The organism is Amycolatopsis sp. NPDC059657 (genome assembly GCF_042734395.1).
Lineage (GTDB): Bacteria > Actinomycetota > Actinomycetes > Mycobacteriales > Pseudonocardiaceae > Amycolatopsis.
The window spans coordinates 10,587-21,275 of the sequence record NZ_JBHWEB010000149.1 but is presented as its reverse complement, the minus strand read 5'-3'; the positions used below and the strand labels follow the sequence as shown (position 1 = coordinate 21,275).

General features: G+C 67.4%; 11 protein-coding genes. 6 read left to right on the top strand and 5 right to left on the bottom strand.

Annotation, left to right across the window (positions count from 1 at the left end; translation table 11 throughout):
* Window positions 1-121: 121 nt before the first annotated feature.
* Both ACFV15_RS42825 and ACFV15_RS42820 read right to left on the bottom strand, forming a co-directional pair.
* Complete coding sequence (locus ACFV15_RS42825) at window positions 122-490, bottom strand: hypothetical protein (RefSeq protein ID WP_378358528.1); 369 nt, start codon at window positions 488-490, stop codon at window positions 122-124.
* Window positions 491-553: 63 nt separating this feature from the next.
* Complete coding sequence (locus ACFV15_RS42820) at window positions 554-820, bottom strand: hypothetical protein (protein ID WP_378358527.1); 267 nt, start codon at window positions 818-820, stop codon at window positions 554-556.
* A gap of 152 nt (window positions 821-972) precedes the next feature.
* Between ACFV15_RS42820 and ACFV15_RS42815 the strand changes: the two genes are divergently transcribed.
* Complete coding sequence (locus ACFV15_RS42815) at window positions 973-1,581, top strand: lamin tail domain-containing protein (protein WP_378358525.1); 609 nt, start codon at window positions 973-975, stop codon at window positions 1,579-1,581.
* A 7-nt stretch (window positions 1,582-1,588) separates the two neighbouring features.
* Here the strand turns inward: ACFV15_RS42815 and ACFV15_RS42810 are convergent, their stop codons facing one another.
* The gene (locus ACFV15_RS42810) at window positions 1,589-3,016 is read right to left on the bottom strand and encodes a short-chain fatty acyl-CoA regulator family protein (RefSeq protein ID WP_378358524.1); all 1,428 of its coding nucleotides are present in this window, start codon (window positions 3,014-3,016) and stop codon (window positions 1,589-1,591) included.
* A 226-nt stretch (window positions 3,017-3,242) separates the two neighbouring features.
* Here ACFV15_RS42810 and aceA point away from each other — a divergent pair, with 226 nt between their 5' ends.
* Window positions 3,243-4,520: an isocitrate lyase gene (gene aceA, locus ACFV15_RS42805; protein WP_378358523.1), complete on the top strand. Its 1,278-nt coding sequence runs from the start codon at window positions 3,243-3,245 to the stop codon at window positions 4,518-4,520.
* A gap of 76 nt (window positions 4,521-4,596) precedes the next feature.
* Entirely contained in the window at window positions 4,597-6,189 is a 1,593-nt protein-coding gene (aceB, locus tag ACFV15_RS42800; RefSeq protein WP_378358521.1) for a malate synthase A, read from the top strand.
* Between the two features lie 182 nt (window positions 6,190-6,371).
* On the opposite strand, the gene ACFV15_RS42795 is transcribed toward aceB, so the two are convergent.
* Window positions 6,372-6,890: a TetR/AcrR family transcriptional regulator gene (locus tag ACFV15_RS42795; protein ID WP_378358520.1), complete on the bottom strand. Its 519-nt coding sequence runs from the start codon at window positions 6,888-6,890 to the stop codon at window positions 6,372-6,374.
* Between the two features lie 82 nt (window positions 6,891-6,972).
* Between ACFV15_RS42795 and ACFV15_RS42790 the strand changes: the two genes are divergently transcribed.
* Together ACFV15_RS42790 and ACFV15_RS42785 are read left to right on the top strand one after the other, a co-directional pair.
* Entirely contained in the window at window positions 6,973-7,410 is a 438-nt protein-coding gene (locus tag ACFV15_RS42790) for a nuclear transport factor 2 family protein (RefSeq protein ID WP_378358518.1), read from the top strand.
* A 112-nt stretch (window positions 7,411-7,522) separates the two neighbouring features.
* Window positions 7,523-7,645 (top strand): hypothetical protein, encoded by a 123-nt coding sequence (locus ACFV15_RS42785; RefSeq protein WP_378358516.1) that lies wholly within the window; start codon window positions 7,523-7,525, stop codon window positions 7,643-7,645.
* A 9-nt stretch (window positions 7,646-7,654) separates the two neighbouring features.
* Here the strand turns inward: ACFV15_RS42785 and ACFV15_RS42780 are convergent, their stop codons facing one another.
* Window positions 7,655-8,908: a glycosyltransferase family 4 protein gene (locus ACFV15_RS42780; protein WP_378358515.1), complete on the bottom strand. Its 1,254-nt coding sequence runs from the start codon at window positions 8,906-8,908 to the stop codon at window positions 7,655-7,657.
* Window positions 8,909-8,967: 59 nt separating this feature from the next.
* Here ACFV15_RS42780 and ACFV15_RS42775 point away from each other — a divergent pair, with 59 nt between their 5' ends.
* Window positions 8,968-10,623, top strand: coding sequence for a glycoside hydrolase family 2 protein (locus ACFV15_RS42775; protein ID WP_378358530.1), 1,656 nt, complete (start codon window positions 8,968-8,970; stop codon window positions 10,621-10,623).
* The last annotated feature ends 66 nt before the right edge of the window (window positions 10,624-10,689 follow it).

Here is a 10,689-nt window from a genome sequence, read left to right as displayed (position 1 = left end):
ACGCCCCGTTCGCAACGTTCAACCACCCCTGCGGCACCCACCGAGCGGCGGGGCTTGACCAACCTGCCCGCCCCTTAACTACCCGGCATTGGGTTAGGACCGCCCGCGACATTCACGACCCCTAGCGGCGGGTGATGCAGTCGCGCCCGAAGTTGGCGTTCGGGGTGAGCTGCCACTCGCCGCAGGTCAGCGAGCCGGACGGCATGGTGAACGCGTAGGCCAGCTGGACGTAGGCCCCGGGAGCCACGGTGCGCCGGGGCGGGATGTACTTGTCGACGTGCGCAGGGCCGTTGAACACGTGGCCGAGCACATTGTCGATCGGGTAGCTGCAGACGTTCGTGATCCGCACATGGGTGATGTACAGGCCGTTGCCGGGGAGCAGCCTGGTCTGCGCGCACAGGTCGGACGCGGAGGCGGTGCTCGCGCCGAACGTAATGCAACCGGCGAGAGCGGCCGAGGCGGACAGCAGCGACGCGAGCTTCTTCACCATCTGCCACATTAAACCCGCATCTCCGGCCGCCGCGAAGGTGGCTTTTCCGCCACTTTGACAGGCTCACGACCCCGGCTTGGGGCAAGTCTCCTTGAGCTTCACCGCTCCCAGCTCCACCTCCTGGTAGCGCTTCAGCGGCTCGCCTGCCGCCGGCTTCTGGACGCACACCTTCCAATGCGCCGGCCAGATCACCGGGCGGTCGTCGCCGGAGATGTCTCGGACGTGGACCGGGTTCAGCAGGCCTATCTCGGCGTAGGCGTCGGACACCGACTTGCCGATGACGTCGGGTGTCGGCGGCAGGGCGAGCAGCGCGATCATGATCCACTTCATGGAATCCTGCATACCGGGTGATCGCGTTGCCGCTCAACCAACTGCACCCGTTGGTGAATGCCTATTGGCCCCTTTCCTGCGGTTTCCCCGGTGCGGAAAACTGAATTGTCCATTCAGGTGATCCAGAAACCGATCGGGGCATCATGCGTATCATGGCCGGGGTTCTTTCCGTGCTCACCTGCTGCGCGTCCACCACAGGGGTGGCGCAGGCAGGGCCCGCGACGGGCGAGTCGCGGGCGTCCACCACCGTCGTGATCAACGAGGTGTCCACGGACGGACCGAATGGGCAACTCGACGAGTTCGTCGAGATCCGCAATATCAGCAGTGAACCGCAGGACCTGCGCGGTTTGACCCTGCGGTTGCATCAGCAGAATTGCGGAACCACCGACAGCATCCCCATTCCTTCCGGCATCGTGCTGGCCCCGAAGGGCTCGCCGGGGCAGTTCCTGGTGATGATGGGCCCGAACTTCTCCGGCGTGATCGTCGACGACACCAATGTCGCGCCTTACTTCGCGCGTGGCCAGGGTCTCGCGTCGCCTGCCGGCGCCGTGTCCTTGCGGAGCGGAATCGGGACGCCGGTCGACGCCGTGGCATGGGCGCCGTCGCCGCTCGGCGCGAATTGCCGGATGGAGGGCCCTCCCGCCCGTTTCCCGGTGGGTATGCCGGGCGCGGCGATGTCCCGTGACTATCCGAGCAACGACACGGACAGCAACTTCAGCGACTTCCACATCCATCTCAGGACGGCCGGAGAGTCGATCTGAGCCCGTCCTACGTCTGCTTCGGCACCGCCGGATACGGGACGAAGGTGCTGGTGTTCTCGTCGACCGTGAGCTGCTTGCCGATCGTGGGGAACGCGCGCTGCGAGCACGCCGGGCGTTCGCAGACTTTGCAACCCATGCCGATCGGGGTCGCGGCCGCGCGGTCGTCCAGGTCGAGGCCCGTGGAGTAGATCAGCCTGCGGGCGTGCCGCAATTCGCAGCCGAGGCCGACGGTGAACGTCTTTCCCGGGCTGCCGTAACCGCCGATGTTGCGTGACACCGTGCGCGCGATCCAGAAATAGCTCTTGCCGTCCGGGACGGTCGCGATCTGCGTGAGGATTTTTCCGGGTGAGGTGAACGCCTCGTAGATGTTCCACAGCGGGCACGCGCCGCCCACGCGCGAGAAGTGGAAACCGGCCGCGGACTGGCGTTTCGACATGTTGCCCGCGCGGTCCACGCGCACGAAGGAGAACGGCACGCCGCGCATCTTGGGGCGCTGCAAAGTGGACAGCCGGTGGCAGACCGTCTCGAAGCCGACGCCGAAGTGGTCGCACAGCCGCTCGATGTCGTAGCGGAAGCCTTCCGCCGCGGACAGGAACGGTCCATAGGGGAGGATCAGCGCGCCGGCGAAGTAGTTCGCGAGCCCGACGCGGGCCAAGGACCTGGCCGCTGGACCGGAAAACGCCCACGAATCCGCGAGTTCGGTGATCAGGTCGTCGTACTCGAGCAGCGCGATCTGCGAAGCCATGCGAAACGCCTGCTGGCCCACGCGCAGGCTCGGCGCGAGCCGCAGGACGCGGGCTCGCGGGTCGTAGCGGTGCTGCTCGTCGGACGCCTGATTGATGCCTTCGCTGGTGACCTCGACGCCGTGTTTCGTCGTCAGGTACTCCCGCAGCGCCCCGAGGACTTCGCCCCTTCGCAAGGGCGTCGAGACGGCCATGCGCTCGGCGCGTTCGTCGAGCTCGGCGACGTAGTTCTCGCGCTCGTAGAAGAAGTCGCGCACCTCTTCGTGCGGGAGGCTGCCCGCGGCGCTGCCGTGCAGGCCGAGGCCGTTTTCCGTGGTGAGCGCGGCGGTGTTCTCGACGGCGTTGCGGTAGCTGCGATGCAGTTTGACCAGCGCCTGCGCGATGGTCGGCAGGTTGGTGGCGAGCTCGTTCAGCTCGCTCGTGGTCACGTCGACGCCGATCACCTCGTCGAGCAGCGCTTCCTTGACGTCGGCGACCAGGCGCGCGGTGTCGTTGTTGGCGAAGAACTCCGTGTCGACGCCGAACGCCTGCGTGATGCGCAGGAGCACGGGAACGGTCAGCGGGCGCGAATTGTGCTCGATCTGGTTGAGGTAACTGGGTGAGATCTCCAGCACACGAGCCAGATCCGCCTGGCTCATCGACCGGCTTTCGCGCAGATGCCGCAGCCGCGCCCCGGCGAAGGTTTTGTCCACTCTGGCCTCTCTGTCCGCAAGGTTTCCGGTTCTGAACGATTCCGTGAACGATCCAGAACGCGAATTCTCGCTCGGTTGCGAACCCGCGATTCGCAACCTTCACAGAAGCGTACGGAATCTTCGCAGAAATTGGCAAATTGGCGCTCTAGATCTCATTTCCATCGCCGTGTCAGTGTCTGGCCAAGCAAGACGAGACATCGCAAGATTCGCAACACCGGGAGCATCGATGACTGATCAGCAGCAGCAGGCGGCGGCGGAACTGGCCCAGCAGTGGGCGACCGACCCCCGCTGGGAAGGCGTCCAGCGGAGCTACACCGCGGCCGACGTGGTGAAGCTGCGCGGCAGTGTCGTCGAAGAGAACACCCTCGCCCGCCGCGGCGCCGAGAAGCTGTGGAACCTGCTGCACACCGAGGACTACATCCACGCGCTCGGCGCGCTCACCGGCAACCAGGCCGTGCAGCAGGTGCGCGCCGGCCTCAAGGCGATCTACCTGTCCGGGTGGCAGGTCGCGGCCGACGCGAACCTCGCGGGCCAGACCTACCCCGACCAGAGCCTCTACCCGGCCAACTCGGTCCCGGCCGTGGTCCGCCGCATCAACAACGCGCTGGGCCGCGCCGACCAGATCAACTGGGCCGAGGGCAACACCGACATCGACTGGTACGCCCCGATCGTCGCCGACGCGGAAGCGGGCTTCGGTGGTCCGCTCAACGCGTTCGAGCTGATGAAGGGCATGATCAACGCCGGTGCCGCGGGCGTGCACTGGGAGGACCAGCTCGCGTCGGAGAAGAAGTGCGGCCACCTCGGTGGCAAGGTGCTCATCCCGACCAAGCAGCACGAGCGCACCCTCAACGCCGCGCGTCTCGCCGCGGACGTGGCCGGTGTCCCGTCGGTCATCATCGCCCGCACCGACGCGCAGGCCGCGACGCTGCTGACCAGTGACGTCGACGAGCGCGACCAGAAGTACGTGACCGGCGAGCGCACCGCCGAAGGCTTCTACACGGTTCGCAACGGCATCGACCCCTGCATCGACCGCGGCCTGGCCTACGCGCAGTACGCCGACCTGCTGTGGATGGAGACCTCGGAGCCGGACCTCGAGGTGGCCCGCAAGTTCGCCGAGGCCATCAAGGCGAAGTACCCGAACCAGCTGCTGGCCTACAACTGCTCGCCGTCGTTCAACTGGAAGAAGCACCTGGACGACGCCACGATCGCGAAGTTCCAGCGCGAGCTCGGGCACATGGGCTACAAGTTCCAGTTCATCACGCTGGCCGGTTTCCACGCGCTGAACTACTCGATGTTCGACCTGGCGCACGGCTACGCCCGCGAGGGCATGACCGCCTACGTCGACCTGCAGGAGCGCGAGTTCGCTTCGGAGGACCGCGGTTACACGGCCACGAAGCACCAGCGCGAGGTCGGCACCGGCTGGTTCGACAAGGTCGCCACCGCGCTCAACCCGACCAGTTCCACCACCGCGCTCACCGGCTCCACCGAGGAAGCCCAGTTCTGATCTGACTCGTGAGTGGTATGGCCGGTTCTAACCGGCCGTACCACTCACGACCCCAATTTTCGTGGAGGCGTTGACAATGAAGCTGGACTACCGGATTGAGGTCACCGGACCGGGTGGCCCGCGGTTCGACGAGATCCTCACGCCCGCCGCGCTGGCCTTCGTGGCCAAGCTGGACAACGCGTTCGCCGGGCGCCGTGCCGAGTTGCTCGACGCGCGCCGCCTGCGCCGCGAGAAGATCCGCTCCGGTGAGGAGACGCTCGGCTTCCTGCCCGAGACGGCGTCGATTCGGGGTGACGACTCCTGGCACGTGGCGCCCGCCGCGCCCGGCCTCGAGGACCGCCGCGTCGAGATCACCGGGCCGACCGACCGCAAGATGACGGTCAACGCGCTCAACTCCGGCGCCAAGGTGTGGCTCGCCGACTTCGAGGACGCCACGTCCCCGACCTGGCACAACGTGATCGACGGCCAGCTCAACCTCTTCGACGCCATCCGCCGCGCGATCGACTTCACCACCGAGTCCGGCAAGCACTACTCGGTCGGCGAGACGCCGGCCACCATCGTCGCCCGCCCGCGTGGCTGGCACCTGGTGGAGAAGCACATCCGCATCGACGGCCGCCCGGTGTCGGCGAGCCTGGTCGACTTCGGCCTGTACTTCTTCCACAACGCGCGCCAGCTGATCGCCCGCGGCCGCGGCCCGTACTTCTACCTGCCCAAGCTGGAAAGCCACCACGAAGCGCGGCTGTGGAACGACGTTTTCCTGCTGGCACAAGACGAACTCGGCATCCCGCGCGGCACGGTCCGCGCGACCGTGCTGATCGAGACGATCACCGCCGCGTTCGAGATGGACGAGATCCTCTACGAGCTGCGTGAGCACGTCGCCGGGCTCAACGCGGGCCGCTGGGACTACATCTTCAGTGTCATCAAGAACTTCTCCGAGCATGGCGCCGACTTCGTGCTGCCGGACCGCGCGCAGGTGACGATGACCGTGCCGTTCATGCGGTCCTACACCGAACTGCTGGTGCGGACCTGCCACAAGCGTGGCGCGCACGCCATCGGCGGCATGGCCGCGTTCATCCCGTCGAAGGACCCGAAGGTCAACACGGTCGCCATCGAGAAGGTCCGCGCCGACAAGGAACGCGAGGCAGGCGACGGTTTCGACGGCTCATGGGTCGCGCACCCCGGCCTGGTCCCGGTCTGCCGCGAGGTCTTCGACGAGGTGCTCGGCGGCTGGCCGAACCAGCTCGGCAAGCTGCGCGAGGACGTCGTCGTCACCGCGGAGGACCTGCTCGACGTGGCGAGCGCCGGCGGCGAGGTCACCGAGGCAGGCGTGCGCGGCAACATCAACGTCGCGCTGCGGTACATCGACGCCTGGCTGGGCGGCACCGGCGCGGCGGCGATCCACAACCTGATGGAAGACGCGGCCACCGCGGAGATCGCGCGCTGCCAGGTGTGGCAGTGGATCCGCAACGGCACCAAGCTCGAAGACGGCACGGCGCTGACCCACGAGCTCACGGTGTCCTATGTGGACGAAGAGCTCGCCTCGATCCGGGCGGAACTCGGCCACTCCCGGCTCGACGACGCCCGCGCCATCTTCGAGGAGACCGCGCTCGGCGAGAAGCTCCCCAGCTTCCTGACCACGAGCGCGTACGCGCGGTACCTCACCGCGTGACAAGACCCCGCTCCGGTCTCTACCTGACGAGGGACCGGAGCGGTGCACACCGGGAATGGATTTGGGCCGGTGTGTGGAGCGGGTCCGGCAAAGGGTGGCTCCCCCTGCGCCGGCCCCGCTCCAAGGGTTTGCCCAGCTCAGGGGTCGTGAGTGGTACGGCCGGTTCTAACCGGCGTAAACACTCACGACCCCTGAGCTGCGGAAACGAGGCTTTTGGCGACCCGGGCCTCGCCGGGGTCGCCGGTGATGGCGGCGAGCACCGTTGCGCCTTCCATCGCCACGAAGATCCGGTCGCCGTCGGCGCTCAGGGTGTGCAGGTAGCGCCGGACTTCGTCCTTGTGCAGGCGGATCGCGGCGGCGATACCGGGCGAGGGGGAGCCCAGTTCCCCGAACGAGTTGATGAACGCGCAGCCCCGGAACCCGGGTTCGCTGAACCAGTCGTGCAGCCAGTCGAACACCGCCAGCGGGTCGTTCCCACGCGCGGCCACGAACGCCGCCAAAGACTTGCGCCAGCGCAGATCCCGCCGCAGCAGGTACGCCTCGACTAGGTCGTCCTTCGAAGCGAAGCATTGGTACAGCCGCTTCAGCGAGACCCCGGACTCGGCCCGGATCGCGTCCATGCCGACGGCCGAGACGCCGTGCGCGTAGAAGAGCGACTCAGCGGCGTCGAGCAGTCGTTCGGTCGCCTCGGTGTGGTCCACGGCACCTGCCTCTGGTTTGGAGAACGTGCGTTCTCTACGCTAGTCGGAGAACGCACGTTCTCCAAACCCGAGGGAGCCACCCATGCAGTTCGACGAAGCGACCGCGCGCCAGAAGGTCCAGGCCGCCGAAGACAACTGGAACACCCGCGACCCCGAACGCGTCGCGCTCGCGTACACCGAGGACTGCGTCTGGCGTAACCGTGACCGGCATGTCGTCGGGCGCGCGCAGATCGTCGAGTTCCTGACGGCCAAGTGGGCGCGGGAACTCGACTACGCATTGCGAAAGGAGCTGTGGGGCTTCCGGGGCAACCGGATCGGTGTCCGGTTCCAGTACGAGTCGCATGACGCGGACGGCCAGTGGTTCCGCAGCTATGGCAACGAACTCTGGGAGTTCGACGACAGCGGGCTGATGCGGCGGCGCGAGGCGAGCATCAACGACGTGGCGATCGACGCGTCCGAACGGCGTATCCGGGGGAGCCGTCCGGCCTCAGAACACGGGGTCCTGTTGCCGGTTTTCTGACGGAAAACCGAAATACGTACCCATACCTGGTGTTCTACCTATTGTTTCGCGGGGACGGCGCGCGGATGCTCTGCGCAGGCGGTATCACGCCTGTCATCCCTGAGGAGTCCCCATGAAAACGCAGTTGAGAGCTGTGCTGGCCGCTGTTTTCACGGTGCTGGCGCTGGCCGGGGCCACGGTCGTGCCGACGACCGCGTCCGCGGCGCCGGTCTGCGTCCGGCCCTGTCATTGGTAATCCGGATACCTAGAGTTCGAAGGCGTTGCCCGTAGCGATCTTGGGCCGCCCGAATTCGACCGGTTCGCCTGTCTTCGCGCGGCGGTAGACCGCCGCGGTCGCCTCGGCGATCCGGTCCCAATCGAAGTCCGCGGCGAGCCGGGACTGGGCGGCCAGCGCCCGCCGGGTCGCCGCGGTTTCGTCTTCCAGCACGGCTTCCACGGCCGTCGCCAGCGCGTCGACGTCGCCGGGCGTGAACGCGAGGCCGGTTTCGCCGTCGATCACCACTTCGCCGAGCCCGCCCGCGGTCGACGCGACCAGAGGCGCCTTAGCGGCCGCCGCTTCGAGCGCGACGATGCCGAACGGCTCGTAACGGCTGGGCAGCACGACGGCGTCCGAAGCGGCCAGCACCGCACGCAGCTCGCGGTCGGTGAGATGCCCGACGAAGTCCACCGCGCGCCGGATCCGCAGCTTGCGCGCCTGCTCGACGAGCTCCTCGAGATGACGTCCCTTGCCAGCCACGACCAGGCGGGTGCCCGGCCGGGAGCGCCGGATCCTCGGCAACGCGGCCAGCAGGTCCTGCACCCCTTTTTCCCACTCCAGCCTGCCGAAGAACAGCAGCAGCGGCGCCCCTGACGGGCTGTAGACCTCGCGTGCGTGCGCGATCTCGTCCTCGGGGACCTGCCAGCTGCGTTCCTCGATGCCGTTGTGGATGACCGTGATGTCGTCGGCCTCGACCTCGAACAGGTGCGCGACCTCCTTGCGCATCGCCTGCGAGCAGGTGATCAGCGCGTCGACCCTGTTCGCCAGCCACCATTCGACCGAGTGCACCTGCTGGCTGAGCGGCTGCGAGAGCCAGCCGGAGTGACGGCCGGCCTCTGTCGCGTGGATGGTGCCCACGAGCGGCACCCTGGCCGCCTCGGCGACCGCGATGGCAGGGTGGGTGACGAGCCAGTCGTGGGCGTGCACGACATCGGGCCGCCAGGTGCGCAGCAGGTCGGTGGCCGCGCGGATCATCGCGTGGCCCATGGCCAGCGTCCAGGCGACCAGGTCGCGCTCGAAGGTGAGGTGGGCGGGATCCTCGGCGACCCGGATGATCCGCACGCCGTCGACCACGCGGTCGGTGCGCGGGTGGGTCTCGGCGTCGGTGCCCGCGGTGTGACGGCAGAGCACGACCACCTCGTGCCCGCGTCGGCTCAGGTGCCGAGCCAGCGCGTGCACGTGCCGGGACAATCCGCCGACGACCACCGGTGGGTACTCCCACGACAACATCAGCACACGCATGACACAGCAGGTTACTCACCAGTCGGTGAGACTCGAACCTCGCGGGAAAGGAGCAGGCCATCACTGTGACGGGCGGCACACTGACGACACCTTGGGAAGCCGACGCGCTGCCGGAGTATCCCCGGCCCGCGCTGGTGCGCGAGCGCTGGCTGAATCTCAACGGGACCTGGGACTACGGCCGTGACGAGCGGATCCGCGTGCCGTATCCGCCGGAGTCGGCGTTGTCCGGGATCGGGCGGCACGACGACCGGATGCGCTATCGCCGCGTGTTCGAAATCCCACCGGGGTGGGCGGGCGACCGGGTACTCCTGCATTTCGGCGCCGTCGATCAGCAAGCGTCCGTCTGGGTCAACAACCAGCACGTCGCGACCCACGAGGGCGGCTACACGGCCTTCTCGGTGGACGTGACCGACGTCCTGCGTGAAACCGGTTCGCAGGAACTGGTCGTGCACGCCCAAGACCGGACCGACGTCGAGACGTTCCCGGTCGGCAAGCAACGCGCGACGCCGGGCGGGATCTTCTACACGGCGTCGTCGGGCATCTGGCAGACGGTGTGGCTGGAGCCCGTGCCCGCGACGTATGTCTCCGGTTTGGACATCACGCCGGACCTGACGGGGTTCCGTGTGCGCCCGGACATCGTCGGGCCGCACACGGGCTGGGAGATCGTGGTCTCGACGCCGGACGGCGAGGTCGCGCGGACGAGCGGCGACCGCGTCGACATTCCGGAGCCGCGGCTGTGGTCACCCGAGGATCCCTTCCTGTACGACGTGACCGTCCGCGTGGGCTCCGATGTCGTGCGCGGCTATGCGGGCTTGCGCACGGTCGGCTTGCTCCCTGACTCCGAAGGACGGCCGCGCATCGCGTTGAACGGCCGGATCACTTTCCTGCACGGCCCGCTCGACCAGGGTTATTGGCCGGATGGCATCTCGACGGCGCCGACCGATGGGGCGCTGCGGTTCGATCTGGAGAAGGCGAAGGAACTCGGGTTCAACTTCGTCCGCAAGCACGTCAAAGTGGAGCCGGCGCGGTGGTATTACTGGGCGGACCGGCTGGGATTGCTGGTGTGGCAGGACATGCCGTCGCTGCCGATGCATTTCGACGGCCCGCAGGCGCCGGAACCCGATCCGGTGCCCGAAGCCAAGGCGCGCTTCGAAAACGAGCTGGTGGCGATGATCGCGCAGCTGCGCAACGTCCCGTCGATCATCGGCTGGGTCCCGTTCAACGAGGGCTGGGGCGAGTTCGACACGGCCAGGATCGCCGCGCTGGTCAAGGACCTCGACCCGACGCGGCTCGTGGTGGCTTCGAGCGGGGTCAACTGTTGTTTCTCCCACCCGGATTCCGGTGCGGGCGACGTCTACGACGACCACACCTACGTCGGCCCCGGCGTTCCGCTGATCTCGGGTGAACGGGCCATTGTGGACGGTGAGTACGGCGGGCTCGGCCTGGTGCTCGACGAGCACCGGTGGCCGGGGCCGCCGGACGCCTACGAGATGTGCCCCGACTCGGAGACACTGACGTCACGCTACGGCGAGGCCAGCGAGGCTTTGGTCGAAATCATCGGTGAGACAGGGCTTTCCGGCGCGATCTACACGCAGCTGACCGATGTCGAGAACGAGGTCAACGGCTTCTACACGTATGACCGGCGGGTGCTGAAACTGGACCCGAGCGTCGCCGACCTCAATCGCAAGGCCATTTCCACAGGTCAGGGCTCGTGAGCGTTGGGGGGGGGGGGGATCGGCCCCCCCCCCGCCAAACGCGATTTATTAAGTAATGATTGTGTT